The organism is Rhodococcus sp. OS5 (genome assembly GCF_056837585.1).
This window is the reverse complement of record NZ_CM166368.1, coordinates 5834304-5851441: the sequence shown is the minus strand read 5'-3', so window position 1 is coordinate 5851441 and position 17138 is coordinate 5834304. Positions and strand designations below refer to the sequence as shown.

Annotated in this window: 20 protein-coding genes; 9 read left to right on the top strand and 11 right to left on the bottom strand. The window is 62.1% G+C overall.

Translation table 11 applies throughout. From position 1 onward, the window contains the following. Positions 1-73: 73 nt before the first annotated feature. Entirely contained in the window at positions 74-685 is a 612-nt protein-coding gene (locus ACVZUB_RS27460) for a TetR/AcrR family transcriptional regulator (protein WP_007730612.1), read from the bottom strand. A 107-nt stretch (positions 686-792) separates the two neighbouring features. Here ACVZUB_RS27460 and ACVZUB_RS27455 point away from each other — a divergent pair, with 107 nt between their 5' ends. The 9 genes from ACVZUB_RS27455 (at position 793) to paaK (ending at position 8460) form a co-directional block, all read left to right on the top strand. Beyond that, the gene (locus tag ACVZUB_RS27455; RefSeq protein ID WP_482627933.1) at positions 793-1521 is read left to right on the top strand and encodes an enoyl-CoA hydratase/isomerase family protein; all 729 of its coding nucleotides are present in this window, start codon (positions 793-795) and stop codon (positions 1519-1521) included. After that, entirely contained in the window at positions 1518-2375 is an 858-nt protein-coding gene (locus ACVZUB_RS27450; protein WP_007730617.1) for a 3-hydroxyacyl-CoA dehydrogenase family protein, read from the top strand. The genes ACVZUB_RS27455 and ACVZUB_RS27450 overlap by 4 nt, the downstream gene beginning before the upstream one ends. 27 nt (positions 2376-2402) lie before the next feature. Further along, positions 2403-3188 (top strand): enoyl-CoA hydratase-related protein, encoded by a 786-nt coding sequence (locus tag ACVZUB_RS27445; RefSeq protein ID WP_283551708.1) that lies wholly within the window; start codon positions 2403-2405, stop codon positions 3186-3188. A 92-nt stretch (positions 3189-3280) separates the two neighbouring features. Then, positions 3281-4249 carry a 1,2-phenylacetyl-CoA epoxidase subunit PaaA gene (gene paaA / locus ACVZUB_RS27440; RefSeq protein ID WP_054187523.1) on the top strand — a complete coding sequence of 323 codons (969 nt, stop codon included), beginning with the start codon at positions 3281-3283 and terminating at the stop codon, positions 4247-4249. Then, positions 4246-4563 (top strand): 1,2-phenylacetyl-CoA epoxidase subunit PaaB, encoded by a 318-nt coding sequence (gene paaB, locus ACVZUB_RS27435; protein ID WP_007730622.1) that lies wholly within the window; start codon positions 4246-4248, stop codon positions 4561-4563. The genes paaA and paaB overlap by 4 nt, the downstream gene beginning before the upstream one ends. Positions 4564-4591: 28 nt before the next feature. Next, positions 4592-5509 carry a 1,2-phenylacetyl-CoA epoxidase subunit PaaC gene (gene paaC / locus ACVZUB_RS27430; RefSeq protein ID WP_007730623.1) on the top strand — a complete coding sequence of 306 codons (918 nt, stop codon included), beginning with the start codon at positions 4592-4594 and terminating at the stop codon, positions 5507-5509. A gap of 65 nt (positions 5510-5574) precedes the next feature. Next, a complete protein-coding gene (gene paaD / locus ACVZUB_RS27425) occupies positions 5575-6033 on the top strand; it encodes a 1,2-phenylacetyl-CoA epoxidase subunit PaaD (protein ID WP_047269445.1) in 459 nt (152 codons plus the stop codon). Positions 6034-6037: 4 nt separating this feature from the next. Then, positions 6038-7117 carry a 1,2-phenylacetyl-CoA epoxidase subunit PaaE gene (gene paaE, locus ACVZUB_RS27420; RefSeq protein ID WP_482627932.1) on the top strand — a complete coding sequence of 360 codons (1080 nt, stop codon included), beginning with the start codon at positions 6038-6040 and terminating at the stop codon, positions 7115-7117. A 41-nt stretch (positions 7118-7158) separates the two neighbouring features. Next, the gene (gene paaK, locus ACVZUB_RS27415) at positions 7159-8460 is read left to right on the top strand and encodes a phenylacetate--CoA ligase PaaK (protein ID WP_007730627.1); all 1302 of its coding nucleotides are present in this window, start codon (positions 7159-7161) and stop codon (positions 8458-8460) included. A gap of 2 nt (positions 8461-8462) precedes the next feature. On the opposite strand, the gene ACVZUB_RS27410 is transcribed toward paaK, so the two are convergent. The 10 genes from ACVZUB_RS27410 to lepB form a co-directional block, all read right to left on the bottom strand. Then, on the bottom strand, positions 8463-9086 hold the full coding sequence (locus tag ACVZUB_RS27410) for a LysE family translocator (RefSeq protein ID WP_007730629.1): 624 nt from the start codon (positions 9084-9086) through the stop codon (positions 8463-8465). Positions 9087-9178: 92 nt separating this feature from the next. After that, complete coding sequence (locus ACVZUB_RS27405; RefSeq protein WP_064075004.1) at positions 9179-10372, bottom strand: globin domain-containing protein; 1194 nt, start codon at positions 10370-10372, stop codon at positions 9179-9181. Positions 10373-10403: 31 nt separating this feature from the next. Further along, positions 10404-10853 (bottom strand): RrF2 family transcriptional regulator, encoded by a 450-nt coding sequence (locus ACVZUB_RS27400; protein ID WP_003943059.1) that lies wholly within the window; start codon positions 10851-10853, stop codon positions 10404-10406. Positions 10854-10972: 119 nt separating this feature from the next. Then, positions 10973-12103 carry a galactokinase gene (gene galK, locus ACVZUB_RS27395; protein ID WP_230359167.1) on the bottom strand — a complete coding sequence of 377 codons (1131 nt, stop codon included), beginning with the start codon at positions 12101-12103 and terminating at the stop codon, positions 10973-10975. Further along, positions 12103-13203 (bottom strand): galactose-1-phosphate uridylyltransferase, encoded by a 1101-nt coding sequence (galT, locus tag ACVZUB_RS27390; protein ID WP_482627931.1) that lies wholly within the window; start codon positions 13201-13203, stop codon positions 12103-12105. Before galT ends, galK begins: the two co-directional genes overlap by 1 nt. Then, complete coding sequence (locus ACVZUB_RS27385; protein WP_054187516.1) at positions 13200-13826, bottom strand: SMI1/KNR4 family protein; 627 nt, start codon at positions 13824-13826, stop codon at positions 13200-13202. Before ACVZUB_RS27385 ends, galT begins: the two co-directional genes overlap by 4 nt. Before the next feature lie 21 nt (positions 13827-13847). Then, positions 13848-14432: a TetR family transcriptional regulator gene (locus ACVZUB_RS27380; RefSeq protein ID WP_003943180.1), complete on the bottom strand. Its 585-nt coding sequence runs from the start codon at positions 14430-14432 to the stop codon at positions 13848-13850. Next, complete coding sequence (locus tag ACVZUB_RS27375; RefSeq protein ID WP_058038337.1) at positions 14429-15478, bottom strand: saccharopine dehydrogenase family protein; 1050 nt, start codon at positions 15476-15478, stop codon at positions 14429-14431. The genes ACVZUB_RS27380 and ACVZUB_RS27375 overlap by 4 nt, the downstream gene beginning before the upstream one ends. A gap of 55 nt (positions 15479-15533) precedes the next feature. Further along, positions 15534-15887, bottom strand: a complete 354-nt coding sequence (locus ACVZUB_RS27370) for a glyoxalase superfamily protein (RefSeq protein ID WP_030536066.1) — start codon at positions 15885-15887, stop codon at positions 15534-15536. A 106-nt stretch (positions 15888-15993) separates the two neighbouring features. Then, positions 15994-16737 carry a signal peptidase I gene (gene lepB, locus ACVZUB_RS27365; protein ID WP_003942848.1) on the bottom strand — a complete coding sequence of 248 codons (744 nt, stop codon included), beginning with the start codon at positions 16735-16737 and terminating at the stop codon, positions 15994-15996. Between the last annotated feature and the right edge of the window lie 401 nt (positions 16738-17138).

Genomic DNA, 17138 nt, shown 5'->3' with positions numbered 1-17138 from the left:
CCGTACGTTCGGTCGGTAATTACGATCGCCCGGTAACGCCGCGTTGTCAAGGATTCGGCAGAACTGCCTGGAGTCAGGCCTTGCGAAGTCCGTCGAAAGTGACGGCGACGACCGCGTCGGCGATGTCGGAGACGGACTCACCCGCTCGGGGTTTGTACCACTCGATCAGTGAGTTGACGGTGCCGAACATCAGCTTGCTGGCGAGGGCTGGTTCGATGTCCGGGCGCAAGTCTCCCTCCGCTGCGGCGGACGCGACGAGACCTCCGACGAAGTTGTCGAATTCGCGTCGACGAGCTAGCGCGGCGCGCTCGACCGTCGTGTTGCCGCGGACGCGCAGGAGCAGGGTGACGTATGGAAGCTCTGCGACCAGCACCTCTACGCTGCGCCGGACCAGGTATTCGAGCCGGTCGATGTACGGACCGGTGGTGGCGCCCTCTTCGGTCGTGACCGCAAACAGGGCGTTGAGTGCACGCGAAAGGGCGAGTTCGAGAAGTTCTGACTTTCCGGACACATGGTGGTAGATCGAGGACTTCGTGATGCCGAGTTTCTTGGCGAGCACCTCCATGCTGGCGCCGTCGTAGCCCTTGTCGTTGAACACCTTCACGGCCACGGCCAGGAGCGAATCGAGGTCGTAGCCGGGACGTCCGGGGAGGCCGGTGCGTCGAGTGGGGCGTGCCGTAGTCATGTCCCCATCTTCTCAGTTCGGGCAAAGCTGTGCACCATCCTCGTTCTCACCCTTGCCAAACGACCGAATGTTCGGTTACTAATGGAGAAGAGTGAGAAGGAGCGAATGTGAACACCCTGCACGTGGACGAGCGCGAGGATCGCGTCTTGGTCACCCTCGACAGGCCCGCGCAACGCAATGCGATCAACGCGGAAATGATCGACGAACTGCATCAGGTTTGTGGACGCCTCGAACGGGATCCGAAGCTGCTCCTGCTTGCGGGGCGCGGCGACCACTTCGCAGGCGGCGCTGACATCGCGGAGCTCCGAGAGCGCGGACGAGAGGAAGCGTTCGCGGGTATCAACCGCACGCTGTTCGACCGAATCGGAAAGCTCCCGCTTCCCACCGTGGCCGCCGTGAGCGGCTACGCGCTCGGCGGTGGGGCAGAGTTGACCTACGCCTGCGACATTCGCATCGCGACAACGACGGCGGTCTTCGGGAATCCGGAGCCCAATCTCGGCATAATGGCAGCCGCCGGCGCCAGCTATCGACTGCCGAAGCTCGTCGGCGTCTCGATCGCGAAGCAGGTGCTCCTCGGTGCCAGGAACCTCGACGCCGAGCAGGCGCTACGAGCGGGCCTGGTTGTCGAGGTAACCGAACCGAACTGCCACGTCGACGCAGCGCATCGGCTACTCGACCGCATTTCCCGACTGTCCCCGCTGGCACTGCGATTGACCAAGATCATCGTCGATGCGCCGGGATCGCATCCGTTTGCCGACGACATCGCCCAGGCCGTCCTGTTCGAGAGTTCGGACAAGCGCGATCGCATGACGGCCTTCCTGGAGAAGAAATCATGACTGAAGCAGTTGCGCCGAAGACCGTCGGAGTCATCGGCGGTGGACGCATGGGTGCAGGTATCGCCCAGGTGTTCGCCAGTCTCGGCGGGGCGGTCACCATCGCGGAGAGTGGCGACACCGCGGCCGCGTTGCAGCGTGTTTCCGCCGGCCTCGACAGAGCCCACGAGCGAGGGAAACTCGACGACCAGGACCCCGCGACGGTGCTGGCGCGCGTGAGCACCGTGGACGCAGTGACCTCGTTGCCACCGTCGCTCGACCTGATCGTCGAGGCGGTCCCGGAAATTGCGGCCCTCAAGGTCGAGGTGCTCGCCGCTGCGGAAACCGTTGCCGGAGAAAGCACCGTGATCGCCAGTAACACCAGTTCCATGTCGATCGCCGAACTCGGCGCAGCGCTGACGGATCCGGGCCGGTTCATCGGTATGCACTTCTTCAATCCAGTCCCGGCGTCGCTGTTGGTCGAGATCGTCCGGGCGCCTCAGACCCGCCCCGAGGTTGTCGACTCGGTACGAGCATGGGTGTCGATGCTCGGCAAAGCCGAGGTGCTCGTCAACGACTCACCTGGTTTTGCAACCAGCCGGCTTGGTGTCGGTCTCGGGCTCGAAGCCATCCGCATGCTCGAAGAGGGTGTGGCGGACGCGGAATCGATCGACCGAGCAATGGAATTGGGGTATCGGCATCCGATGGGCCCGCTGCGTTCGACAGATCTGGTCGGGTTGGATGTGCGCCTGGCGATCGCCGAACACCTCGCGAGCACGCTCGGTGATCGATTTGCACCTCCAGCACTGCTGCGAGAGAAGGTGGCTCGCGGCGAGTTGGGGCGCAAGACGGGACAGGGTTTTCACACATGGAGCTGAACCGAACTGCCTGCGAAAGGAACATCGATGACTGACGTGATTCGCTTGGAGATCGAGCGAGGTTTGGCGACAATCACTCTCGACCGACCCAAGGCCGCCAATGCCGTCAACGGCGAAATGAAGTCTCAGCTGCTCGAAGCGTTGCTGCAGGTCCACACGGACGCAGAGGTTCGAGCGGTGTTGATTCTCGCCGAAGGCAAGAACTTCTGCGTCGGTCAGGATCTGGGCGAGCACGCTGCAGCGTTGGATGCTGATCCGGCGCACGCGATGGATACCGTCGAGGCGCACTACAACCCCATCGTCACGGCGCTGTCGACGCTCTCTGTCCCGGTGGTGGTGGGTATCGGCGGAGCCTGCGTCGGGGCCGGGTTGGGAATCGCGTTGGCCGGAGACATCCGTGTCGTGGGGGCTCGCGCGAGCTTTGCGACGGCATTCACCGGCATCGGTCTGGCCAGTGACTCCGGGCTCAGTCATGCGCTCGTGCACGCGCTCGGACCTAGCCGCGCCAGTGGCCTGATGTTGCTCGGCGACAAGTTCGACGCGCAGAGCGCGCTGGAGTGGGGCTTGGTTCATCGCGTGGTGGCCGACGAGGACGTCGCAGCTGAGGCTCGGGTACTCGCGCGTCGGCTTGCCGACGGACCCACCGCGGCCTTCGCCCACGTGAAATCGCTGATCCGTGCCGTTGCTCCTGGGCTTTCCCAGACGCTGGCGGCCGAGGCGAACGCACAGGTGGAGCTGGGTTCCACGGCAGATCATCGAGGCGCAGTCACGGCTTTCCTGTCGAAGCAGAAGCCGGTTTTCGAGGGCCGCTGATTTCTGGTGCGGCGAAAGATTCTCTTGTGTGCTGGGACACCTCGGTGCATACTAGTTACCAACCGATCATTCGGTAATAAAAGGTAGGTACGATGACCAACGTGGAAGCTCCACAAGACCTGCAGAACCTGTTCGACGAGACGATCGCGGCAGACCAGCGCATCGAGCCTCGCGACTGGATGCCGGACGGCTACCGCAAGACTCTGATCCGTCAGGTTGCCCAGCATGCGCACTCCGAAATCATCGGAATGCAGCCAGAGGGAAACTGGCTCACCCGTGCGCCTTCGTTGCGACGCAAGGCGATCCTGATGGCGAAGGTCCAGGACGAAGCCGGGCACGGTCTGTATCTCTACTCCGCGGCCGAGACGCTCGGTGCCGATCGTGGCGATCTGACCACCAAACTGATCGAGGGAAAGCAGAAGTACTCCTCGATCTTCAACTATCCGACGCTGACATACGCCGACGTGGGTGTGATCGGCTGGCTGGTCGACGGAGCTGCTATCTGCAATCAGGTTCCGCTGTGCCGCAGCTCCTTCGGGCCGTATGCGCGCGCGATGATCCGTGTGTGCAAGGAGGAATCGTTCCATCAGCGGCAAGGCTTCGAGCTGTTGGCGACGATGATGCGCGGCACGGACGCTCAACGGGCAATGGTGCAGGAAGCCGTCGACCGATGGTGGTGGCCCGCTCTGATGATGTTCGGACCGCCGGACGACGAATCGCCGAACACCGAGCAGTCGATGAAGTGGCGCATCAAGCGGCACACGAACGACGAACTGCGGCAACGATTCGTGGACATGTCGATACCGCAGGCCGAGATACTCGGTGTGACCTTCCCTGATCCCGACCTGCGCTGGAACCCCGAGCGTGGCGCACACGATTTCGGCGAGCCGGACTGGAGCGAATTCATGGACGTGGTCCGCGGCAACGGAGCGGCGAGCGTCGAGCGGATCACCAATCGGAAAGCCGCACACGACAACGGGGCCTGGGTTCGCGACGCCGCGTACGCCTTTGCACAGCGCGAGAGACTCGCGCACGATCGCACGACTGGGGAAACATCATGAGCGAGAACGATCAGGTACAGCGCGATCAGGTGCGGGGCGAATGGCCTTTGTACGAGGTATTTCTGAGGGGAAAGCGCGGACTGAACCACGTGCACGTCGGATCCCTGCGCGCGGCAGACGACCAGATGGCGTTACGCCACGCGCGCGACGTCTACACCAGACGTAACGAAGGCGTGAGTATCTGGGTCGTGCCATCCGCGAACATCGTGGCTTCGAGTCCGGCAGAAAAGGATCCGTTCTTCGCGCCGAGCGGCGACAAGGTCTACCGGCACCCGACTTTCTACGACATCCCGGACTCCGTTCCGCACATGTGAGAATCACTTCGACTTCGAGGACCAACAGATGAACGATCACGACAGTGCCTACGACGGCCTGGTCGACGGTGACGGCCACGGTCAGTGGGCGTTCGGAACGAGCTTCGACGACCCCCTCGCCGGAGTCGACACCACGGTGCCAGGCGATGTCGATCTCGGTGCGCTGGCGCGCTACTGCCTCATGCTCGGCGACGACGCGCTCGTCAGTTCGCAGCGACTCGCCGAATGGTCGACGCGGGCACCGGAACTCGAAGAAGAGGTAGCTCTCGCCAACGTCGGCCTGGACTTGATCGGGCAGGCCAGGCTGCTGCTGGCTCGCGCGGCAGCAGCCGATTCCACTGTGGTTCCGTTCATCTCCGATACGTCACCGGTGCCGGCTGAAGATGCGCTTGCCTTCTTTCGTGATCAGTTCGGTTTCCGCAACGTGAGACTGGTGGAACTCGCCAACGGCGACTTCGCGCACACGGTCGTTCGGCTACTCGTGTTCTCGACCTGGCGGCTGGCGCTGTTCGATCGGCTGCGCATGTCGCGCGATCCGGTTCTCGCAGCTGTGGCGAACAAGGGCGTCAAGGAACTGACCTATCACCGCGACTACGCGGCAAGATGGGTCGTCACCTTGGGCGCCGGCACGGCAGAATCCAAGCGTCGGACGGCCGACGCCTTGCTCGAGATCTTCCCGTTCGTGGACGAACTCTTTGTTCCCACTCAGGACGAACTCGTCTTGGCAGAAGTTGGCGTCGGAGTGGACCCGCGTACTGTTCGGCCGGAGTTCGACGCTGTTCTTGCCCAGGTCCTCCATGCAGCCGAAATGGAAGAGCCCCCTTCGCGTTTCTCCGGTTTCGTCGGCGGCCGCGGCGGGCGTGCCGGACTGCACACCGGGGCACTGGGGCTACTTCTCGCCGAAATGCAGAGCGTCGCTCGGGAGCATCCGGAAGGGGTGTGGTGACCGTGACTGCCGCTACCGTCTCTTCCGCTACTGTCTCTTCGGCGCAGGAGATCGTCGCCTCGGTGATGGATCCGGAGATGCCACTGTTGACCTTGGCTGATCTCGGCGTCATCCGATCGGTCGACGTCGAAGCGAACTTGGTCTGTGTGACAATCACTCCCACCTATTCCGGGTGTCCGGCGATGGCGACGATGCGAGACGACATCGAGCACAAGCTGACCGACGCGGGGTACGGCAGCGTCCAGATCAAGACTCAACTGTCGCCGCCTTGGAGTTCGGATTGGATCAGCGAAGAGGGGCTCGCGAAACTTCGGACGGCCGGGTACTCGGTGCCGGGGGCCGCGCCGCGTCGCACCTCCGGCCCGATCGCCTTGACCTTGACGGCCAAGCCGCGCGACATCCTGTGCCCCCAGTGCGGTTCGGCAAACACCAGACTGAGTTCGGAATTCGGTGCGACCCTGTGCAAAGCGCTCTATCGCTGCCTCGACTGCCTCGAGCCGTTCGATCACGTGAAGGAGATCTGAACAGATGAGTACCGCAACGACGAACCGGAACAAACCATTTCACCCGTTGACGGTCGCCGGTGTCGAATCACTGTGCGACGACGCAGTTGCCGTCACCTTCGACGTGCCTGCCGATATCGCCGATCAATTCGACTTCGGCGCCGGGCAGTCACTGACACTGCGGCGGATGATCGATGGCGTCGAACACCGTCGCTCCTACTCGATCTGTGCACCGGTAGGGGCGTCTCCACGGGTGGGGGTTCGCGAAGTGGCAGACGGACTCTTCTCCTCCTGGTTGGTGCGAGACGTCAAGGCCGGGGATCGAATCGACGTCCAGGGCCCATCTGGCAATTTTGTCGCCGATCCGGCATTGGGTGGACGGCACGTTCTGATCGCGGCGGGCTCCGGAATCACGCCCATGTTGTCCATCGCTGCAACACTGCTGGTGAACCCCGAGGCCGATGTCACCCTGCTGTACGGGAACAGGCGCACCCGTTCGGTCATGTTCGCCGAAGAGATCGCCGACCTAAAGGACCGGTACGGTGCGCGCCTGGACGTTATTCATGTCCTCTCTCGCGAGCCGCGCGAGGTCGAGTTGTTCTCGGGCCGTCTCGACGCCGACCGGTTGCGTGAGATCTTCACCTCTCTCGTTCCGTGCGACCAGGTCGACGGCTTCTGGTTGTGTGGTCCGTTCGGGATGGTCAACGACGCCCAGGAAGTACTGGCCGGCTTGGGAATTGCCAAGGATCGCATCCATCACGAGCTGTTCTACGTCGACGACGTCGCTCCGCCGGTTGCAGTGCATCGTGAGCCCGGAATTGTGGGACCAGGCAGCGAGGTCACCATCACGCTCGACGGTCGATCGACCACCGCGGCACTTCCGCGAGACCAGTCGATTCTCGATGCAGCGGAACAGTACCGATCGGATCTGCCCTTCGCGTGCAAGGGCGGGGTGTGTGGAACGTGTCGCGCCAAGGTCACCTGCGGTGACGTCGAGATGCGCAGGAACTACGCACTCGAAGACTACGAAGTCGACGCGGGTTTTGTACTGACCTGCCAGACCTTCCCTGTCGGTGAACAGATAACAGTCGATTTCGACGCCTGACCGCCCGCACAGCGCCCTCACTGAGCCCACCGGAGACAATCATGACCGAACTCGTCACTGCTACTTCGCAAGAAATCGAATTTGCCAGTCGGGACCGCATTTCGACGCTCCAACTCGAGCGGATGCAATGGTCCCTGATGCACGCGTACACCAATGTTCCGCACTACCGCAAAGCTTTCGACGACGCCGGCGTCCACCCGAGCGACTTGAAGGATCTGAGCGATCTCGCCAAGTTTCCCTTCACCACCAAAGCGGATCTACGTGAGAACTATCCGTTCAAGATGTTTGCGGTGCCACAGGACCGGGTCTCGCGAATTCACGCGTCTTCGGGGACCACCGGTCGCCCGACGGTGGTGGGGTACACGAGCAACGACTTGAACAACTGGGCCGATCTCATCGCGCGCAGTCTCTCGGCCGGCGGCGTGCGGTCTTCGGACAAGGTTCACGTGGCTTACGGGTACGGTCTGTTCACCGGTGGGTTGGGAGCACACTACGGTGCGGAGCGCTTGGGCTGCACGGTCATTCCCATGTCCGGTGGCATGACCGAGCGGCAGATTCAACTGATCGAGGACTTCGAGCCCGACGCCATCATGGTGACTCCGTCGTACATGTTGACCATCGTGGATGCGATGATCAAGAAAGGCATCGATCCCTCGAAGACCTCACTGAGGGTGGGAGTTTTCGGAGCGGAGCCGTGGACCGAACAGATGCGTACCGAGCTGGAACAGCAACTCGACATGCATGCGGTCGACATCTACGGACTCTCCGAGATCATGGGCCCGGGTGTGGCAATGGAATGTGTGGAAACCAAAGACGGGCTCCATATCTGGGAAGACCACTTCTACCCGGAGATCATCGATCCGGTCACGGGCGAAGTGCTGCCGGACGGTGAAGAAGGTGAGCTGGTTTTCACCTCTCTCACCAAGGAAGCGCTGCCCATCATTCGCTACCGAACCAGGGACCTGACCCGACTGTTGCCGGGTACGGCGCGCTCGATGCGTCGGATGCAGAAGGTCACCGGCCGGACCGACGACATGATCATCCTGCGTGGGGTCAATCTGTTCCCCACACAGATCGAAGAGCTGATCCTGACCGTCCCCGCCCTGGCACCCCAATTCCAGTGTGTGCTGGAGCGTCCGGGCCGGATGGATACTCTGACAGTGCGCGTCGAGGCTCGTCCTGACGCGGCAATTTCCGATCATGCGGCAGCGTCTTCGGCGTTGCAGAAGCTGGTGAAGAACAAGATCGGTGTCACGGTCGAGGTGAGCGTTCTCGAACCCGGCGGACTCGAACGCTCGATCGGCAAAGCGCGTCGTCTGATCGACCAACGTCCGAAGGACTGAAACTACTCCAGGGCCATGCGGGTGGCGAAGATTCCGAGAATGCCACCAGCTAGCCATTTCTGAGCCCGCATCCACACCGGACGCGCCATGAGGAAGGTCGACACGGCTGCCGCACAGCACACGATCAACGCGTTGACGGTGACTGCGACCAGGATCTGCACGCCGCCGAGTACGAGTGCCTGTTGCCAGACCGGACCCGCAGTGGGATCGACGAACTGGGGGATCAGGGCCGCGTACATCAGCGCAATCTTGGGATTGAGCAGATTGGTGGTCAACCCCATCCCGAACAGACGGCCGCTACCGTGGCGGTCGACCTCGCCCACCTCGAAAGCGGACTTCCCACCTGGTCGGAGTGTCGACCAGGCGAGATAGGCCAGGTACAGGGCACCACCGATTTTCACCGCGGTGAACACCGTTGGTACGGCGAAGAGAACCGCCGTCAGCCCTGCACACGTGGCGGTGAGGTAGACCAGGAAACCGGTTGCGACTCCGCCGAGCGAGATCAAACCCGCCCGGCGGCCCTGGCTGATGCTGCGGGACACCAGATAGATCATGTTGGGGCCCGGTGTCAGAACCATCGCCAGGGCGATCAGCGCGACTCCCGTCATCGACGCTGACGTGATCATGTCGGTCTCCCACTACTCGATGCGTATGTTTCGTCGAGTACACAAGGGTTTGCAGTCGCGCGCCAAGGTCCAGTTCGCAGGCAGTGGTCCGCTCAGGTGTTGGCCCAGCTGTCGGGCCCGAAGACCTCGTAGTGGATATTCTGTGCCGGGACGTCCCTTTCGAGCAACGATGCGCGCATCGCCAACATGAACGGCATCGGCCCGCAAAGGAAGGCTTGGGTATCGGGCTCCACTGCAATACCTTGCAAATCCGCCCGTCCTTCGTGAACCGATCCGAACGCAACGTGCGTGCCGAGATCCTCGTACCAACGGTGCAGGGTTGCGGCGGGAATCTGGTCGACGAGTGTGCTGAGTTCTGCGCGGTGCGCGTGATCCGCAATGGATCGATCCGCATGGATGACAGATACCGAACGGTCAGCGCCGGTGTCCACGAGATGATTGAGCATCCCGATCATCGGTGTGCAACCGATTCCGGCCGACGCGAGCAGGAGCGGTGAGTTGTCGTCCGGCATGGTGAGATCGCCGAAAGGTGTGGTGACGGAGAGTTCTTGACCTTCGAATACGTTGTTGTAGAGGAAGTTCGACACTTCGCCATCGGGAGTTCCGGAGATTCGCTTGACGCTGATCCGCCAGTCTGCGCTGCTCGGTATCGAACACAGGCTGTATTGGCGGATCTGGCGGGCGCCGTCGGGCAGCGTAACCCCGACCGAAAGGTACTGTCCGGGAGCGAAGGTGGGGAGTGCGCTACCGTCGAGCGAGGTGAGCGTCAGTGAGACGGTGTCGGCGGACTGAAGAACTCGTTCGCTGATCCTTACCGTGCGCCAGACGTCACCGGCGTCGACGCCGGCGAGTTGGTAGAGGCCACGCTCCATCGTGATGAGGGTTTCCGCCATCAGCCAGTAGACCTCGTCCCAGGCTGCCGCGACGTCGGGAGTGACTGCATCGCCGAGTATTTCGACGATCGCGGCAAAGAGGTGTTCGTGCACGATTGCGTACTGGTCGGGCGTGATTCCCAGCGACGCATGCTTGTGCGCGATGCGTGAGAGTATGAGATCGACCTTGGCGCTGTCCGGCTCGAGCTGAAGCGTCGCGAATGCCGCGATGGCACCGGCGAGAGCCTTCTGCTGTTCGCCCTGTTTCTGATTGCCGCGATTGAACAAATCACGTTCGAGTTCAGGATGTGCGTCGAACATCTTGCGGTAGAACAGGGTTGTGATATCGCCGATGGCAGCGCCGACCACGGGAAGGGTGGCGCGAATGACCTCGGTTGACTGTGGGGAAAGCATGAGCTGCTCCGTTCGGTCGAAATTCGATTGATCAGCCTGCTTCGTCGCTCCGGGTGGTGAGGCGTAGCAGGACAGTTTTGGACGGCTGCCGGATGACGTCTTCGATCGTGACCGCGTCGAGTGAAACGAAAAACGCTTCCTGTGCTTCGCGCAACGCACTTCGAAGGAGGCAACCTCCGCGCAATGGGCACGGTTTGTCGCCTTCGCAGTCGACGACTTCACCCGGGCCTTCGAGGCGTCTGGCCAGCCAGCCGATGGTGGCGGTGCGGCCGAGTTCGGTGATGGAAAGCCCACCGCCGCGGCCGCGCCTGGTTGTCACGATGCCGAGCTCACCGAGCCGTGTAACCACCTTGGTGGCATGGGAATACGACACGTTGAGCTGCTGCGCAACATCCCGAGTGCTGGGGGAGGCATCCGCGTCGAGTACGGCCAACCGCATGACGACGCGCAATCCCAGATCGGTGAACTGCGTCAGTTGCATGATCTGAACCTACATAATTCGCATCTGAGATGACTATTTATGTGAGGGGGATCTCGAGGTGCCCCAACCAGGGCGAACGGTACGTTCGGCGCCTCCAGTGCGCTGAACGTGCCGTTCGCTCAGAGACGGGCGGCCGAACCCCCGGCAACGACGCCGAGAAAGTGTGGTGCTCGCCAACCTCGCGCCGCAAAGTCGCGGCTCACCGACGCGATGACCTCCGCTCCGCTTCCTTCCGGAACCAGCGCGATGGCCGAGCCTCCGAATCCGCCGCCGGTCATCCGCGCACCGATCGCGCCGCCGCGTCGTGCTGCGGCAACGGCGACGTCGAGTTCATCGCACGAGACCTCGAAGTCGTCGCGCAACGAGGCGTGCGAGTTGTCGAACAGCTCGCCGACGTCACTGAATCTGCTGCTGCGCAGAAGTTCTGCGGTCTTCCGCGTCCTCTCGATCTCGGTCACGACGTGCCGTGCCCGCGCCCGGAGGATCGGGTCTCGCACTGTCTCGGCCTGGTCTGCTGTAGCCTCTCGCAAGCTGCCGACGCCGAGAGCTGCTGCTGCAGCGACGCATTGAGAGCGCCGCATTCCGTACTGTCCGTCTGCGAGCGAGTGTTTGACCCGGGTGTCGATGACGATCAGTTCGTACCCTGCACCGTGGAGTTCGAAAGGTATGGGTTCGGTGGATCCGTCCAGACAGTCCAGCAGGAGCGCAGTCGAGGGCTGAGCAAAGAGGGCAATGGTTTGATCCATTCCTCCGGTCGGTGCGCCGACGCCGTCGTTCTCCGCCTGGATGCACACCTGTACCAGCTCATCGCGGGCGAAAGGTGAATCATGAAGTTCGTTGACGGCCAACGCAACCGAACAGGTGAGGGCAGCGGAGCTCGACAGCCCGGCCCCGACCGGTACCGACGAGTCGACGGCAAGATCGATTCCTTCGGTCGGGAGGCCTCTGCGCGCAAGAGACCACAGAACGGCTGTGGGGTAGGCGGCCCACCCTGTGGCGATGTCGCCGACGGGCCCGGTGTACGTCTCGGCGGATTGCCGACTGTGCACGCGGACGACCCCGTCGCTGCGCAGTGCGACGGCAACCAGTGTTCGCTGCTCGAGAGCGACCGGTAGGCACAATCCACCGTTGTAGTCCGTGTGTTCACCGATCAGGTTGACTCGACCGGGTGCCGCCCACACTCCGGTTGCCGGATAGCCGTAGGTGGCGTGAAACTGTTGGAGCACAGAATTGTTCGAGACCGTATCCACTATTTCAACTCCCGTAGGCGGGCCGAGACTGCCTCGGGAACGGTGTCGTTCACCCAGGCGCCCATGGCGGACTCGGACCCGGCGAGGTATTTGAGTTTGCCCGGTGCGCGCAAGATCGAGAACAGCTGAAGATGCAGTCGGCCCAGAGGTCGGTTGATGCGGACGGGAGCTTGGTGCCAGGCCGCGATGTACGGTACCCGGTCGACGCCCGGATAGAAGCGATCGATACGGCGTAGGAGATCTTGGTAGACGACCGCAAGCTCTTCGCGCTCTTGGTCGTTCAGCGAGGGAAGGTCCGGGACGTCTCGGTGCGGTGCCAGGTGAATCTCGATGGGCCATCGTGCGGCGGTCGGGACGTAGGCGCTCCAGTGATCGCCGTCGTAGATCAACCGGGCCTTGTCCTCGCGCTCGAACGCCAGAACATCGGCGAGTAGTGAGCGACCGGTGCGCTCGAAGTGTTTGTGCGCCTGCGTCAGCATCGATCGGGTGCGCGGCGTGACATACGGGTATGCGTAGATCTGTCCGTGTGGATGGGTGAGTGTCACCCCGATTTCTTCGCCGCGGTTCTCGAAGCAGAACACTTGTTCCACAAGCGGATCCGCCGACAACTCTTCGGTCCGAGAAATCCAGGCACCCACAATCGTGCGCATGCGTTCGAGTGGAAGCTTGGCGACGGCCGCCGTGTGATCGCTCGAGAAGCACATCACTTCGCAGTGGCCGGCCGCTGGGCGATCGCCCACACCGTCTCCGGGACTGTCAATGGCTTCCTCAGGCGCCGCGGCAAAGCTCGGAAACCGATTCTCGAACACCGCGACGTCGTAGTCTCCGTCGGGTATCTCTGTGGGCGTGCGTGTTTCGTCGGTCGGGCACAATGGACATTCGGCGGCGGAGGGGAGATGTGTCCGTGTCATGCGATGCGAAGCCATGGTGATCCACTCCCCGGTGAGAACGTCGAATCTCATCCGAGACGAGTGGTCGAGAGCCGGCAATTCGCGGGAATCTCGCGCAGAGTGGGCGCGGGCACTGCCGGCATCGTCGAAGTAGAAGATCTGACGCCCGTCGGCGAGGGTGCGACGGGTCGGATCCTGCTTGGGTGTCATGCGTCGACTTCCCATTCCAGAACACCCTTGCTGACAACGGGTTTCCACACTCCGATCGTTGATCCTGTTTCCAGCGCTACGGCATGGGCGGCCAGCATTACCGAGATGGACGCCCAGATCGGACCGCCGTTGTCAGTGGCGTCCGAGGCATACTCGGTCACACAATGGTGGAGTGCGCCGCTACGGGTGTCCACGAAGTAGTGGTACTCGTCCAGTCCGGCAAAGGGAACGAACGAGGGGATGAACATGGTTGCGGCAGTGCCTGCGTCGCGTTGATCGTGTCGATCCATCTCGTCCTCGGCGTAGAGGTCTGGATTCTCGTAGATCGTCTCGTCCCACGTTTCGAGCAGAGTGAGACGAACTTCGGTTGCGACGTCTATGGGGTAGAAGAACTTGTCCGGGAGCACGCTGCCGAGAAAGAGGCCGGTCCGGTCGTCGTGGGTCAGGCTGCCGTTGTGGACCCGATACAGGTCGCGAAGTTCCTGGGGCCACGTGACGCCGGTCGAGGCTTCGAATTCCTCGATAACGGCGTCACCGAGTCCTGGTTGAAACGCTGCAGCCGTCACCGGTGCGTTTGTACGGCACCACGCTTCGATTCGGCTCCATTCGTTTGCAACGCTCATGGGCTTTACGATACGTCCGAGTCAGGACCCGTGAATCAGGTACTGCAGTGTGTCCACGAGCTTTCGGTCCGAAGCCTCGGACTTTCGGCCGGTGATTCCCGATCGGAGAATTGCGGAACCCTCGAGCAGGCTCACGATGGTCTGCGCTGTCGCGCCAAGTTCCGCCGCATCCAGCTCCGGTTGTGCACACGCGACTGCGCGCTCTACGTGTGCGATGTACTGGGCGTAGAAGTCTCGAAGCACGACCGCGACTTCTTGGTCCGCCGCTGCAATGGCCCATACTTCGACGTACAGACGCACCGTGGCCTGGTCGTCCTGTTCTCCGAGCAGGACTCCGATGAAGTGTTCGGATTCCTCGCGGGAGAGGCTCTGATCCGTATCGGGGACGACGGCAAGGCGATCCAGTGAGCGGGTCAATGCACGTGACATCACTGCGCGTATCAGATCTGCACGGGTGGGGTAGTAGTGCTGCAGATGTCCTACCCGCACTCCGGCCGCGGCTGCGAAATCGCGCATTGCCGAGTTGGCATTGCCCTGAGTAGTGAGGACCTGTTCTGCTGCGTCGAGAAGTGCTGCCGCACGGGCGGCGCCCTTGGAGAGGGTCATGGTCGCAATACTGCCACCCCGAAGCTCTCCAACTCGGAGACGGTGCGGCGAGGGTTCGGAAGCGATTCGGGGAAAGTGACTCCAGGCCGGGCATCGTCGGCCAAGGCTCGTCTGACGGCCAACGCGCCGCCCACCGCGGTGAGGTGAGCCTGGCCCTGCCGGTCGACGATTGTCGCGCTTGTCGTGCCGCTCGGGCCGGTGACATCGATGCGTACTTGCGCGCTCCCGCCCTTGCCCGGCGAGTACAGGAGTCCGCGTCGTAGCGGTGTGAAGCGGTCGCCGCGACCCCAACGGAACAGACCCACCTTCTTGGCGGCGAGCAGCGCAGTTGTGGATGCATTCGAACTGAAACCTATTCGAGTGCTGGCAGTTTCGGCGCCCAAGGTCATGGGGAACGTGAATTGTTCCGGAGTGTCGATTCTTCCGACCTTGGTGCGCGATCCGGGGAAGTCGACCCAGCGTGTATCCGTCAACGGGCTGACGGTGATCGGGTTTCCTTGCTGCATCACCTCGAAATCCTGCCCGAGCCGATCGATGAAGTCGACGGAGTCCAGCCCGGCAATGTCGTTGACGTCGTAGCGAATCGAGACGTCGATCGTGCTCGCGCCACCCAGTTCCTCGGCCAGCGCTGCGGCGACGATATTGGTGACTCCGCCCATCCATCCGGACGACAGGTACACCGGTGCGCTCGGCGACTTCTGACCCGCCAGAGTGGCGGCGCGAGCGACGCGGGTTGTCCAGCGGGTGATGTCCACGTACGGAATGCCGGCCTCGACGGCGGCGGACAAGACACGATCGTGGGGATCGTTGACCGTCGACACGACCGCGCGTACGGACGCGTCGAAGGGTGTCGGGTCGAGGAGGTCCCAGCGGCGGACGGAAGCGCCGTGACGGCCGGCCAGTTCGTTGCCTCGCTCGGGGGTGCGTCCGGTGAGGAGTAGTGGGAAGTCGGGGGCGAGCAACGCAGTCAGGGCGCTGCCCACGGTTCCGTATCCGCCGGCCACGAGGATCGGGCCGTCGGCTGAATACTGCAATGAATCGGTCATGCACGTAACTCTAGGTCAAATGACCTAAAACGTCGAATGGGGTTCTTTCCGCTGCTCAGTCCCGGTGTCGCACGATGTTGACGACGTTGCCATCGGGTGCCCGGACGAGGAATCGGCGAACACCCCACTCTTCGGTCGTTATGGGGTGCACGATTTCGTAGCCGAGCCTGCGGGCCTCTTCGTAGGCGCCGTCGATGTCGTCCGTGTGGACTGAGATGACGGAGTCCTCGGCCGCAGTGGCGTCGTGCGTGACGAGCTGTACGTTCGCGCCGGTGTCGGGAGAGGTGTAGCGAGCGACCCACCCCATGTTGAACTCTTCGGTGCTCAGGCCGAGAAAGTCGGAGTAGAAGCTCTTGGCGGTTCCGATATCGGCGACTTTGAGATTGGCGGTGATGCGTCGAGCGCGCATGTGGTTCTCCTACCTTCGGCAACAGATGCGCTCGATGATCGTCCGAAAGCGGATCCATGTCGACTGTGCCGTCCGAAGATGCAGGCCGCCTGGTTGATTCGATCTGTCACTGCGGATCGAACGAGCTCACAGTTCCCCACCGTGAGAAGGGAAGGACGATCAATTGAACCTTGCCGATGACATTGTCGATCGGCACCGTTCCACTGTGTTCGTCATCGAGATGGAAACGTGAATCCTTCGAATGGGCGCGGTTGTCGCCCATCACCCACAGGTTCCCGTCGGGAACCGTGACCGGCCCGAAATACCTTCCTTGGCAAGAGGTACCGTTGCCCGGAATGCGCTTGTCGATGTACGGCTCGGTCAGCGGCTTGCCGTTCACTCGAAGCCCCTCTTCCTCGGACAGGCACTGTACGGTTTGGCCACCGACCGCGACTACCCGCTTCACGAGGTCGTTTTCGTCCGGCGGGACCAAGCCGACGATGGACCCGAGTCCCTGAAATGCGCGAACAATCGAATTGTCGGATCGAATGGATTTGTACTCGTCGTTCCAGGACTCGGGTCCCTTGAACACGACCACATCCCCAGGTTGCGGATCCCCGAATCGATAGCTGATTCTGTCGACGAGGATCTTGTCTCCCGTGCAGCCGGTGCATCCGTGAAGTGTCGGTTCCATGGACTCCGACGGGATCAGAAAGATGCGTCCGACGAAGTTCTGAATGACAACACTCAGGACAAGTGCGACGACAACGAGGATCAGAATCTCACGCCACAGTGGACGTTTTCTCGGGTGATCGGCCACTGCCGATTCAGTGGAGTCGGTCGAGTCCTCGTGGGCGTCGGATTCCGTCACACTCCCGACAATAGATGGCGCAACCAGTCGTCGGCCCGATACGAATCTTCTCGGTTCGTGGGTCTGTCTGTCGGCTGACATGCTTCGGAATTGGATCACATCACGCGCGAAGATCCGGTCGAGATCGGCAATCCGCGCAGTCCTGACCCAAACATCGTGCCGACGAATACCTTTCGCAGAAGCAGGTTGAACAACTCTCCGAGATTCAAGCGTGCAGCACGCCGGCGCCTCTGTTGATCGATTGGCACAATCTTTTGCGAGAGATGGGCATTCTCCCACTGAAGCGTCGGTGCGAGACAGCGCCTCGTAAGGACGACTGTACTTCCGGGCAATTTCTCTCGAACTTGGATTGACCGCACGAAAACCTGATGTTTGGGGGACAATCATCTGGGGCGATCACC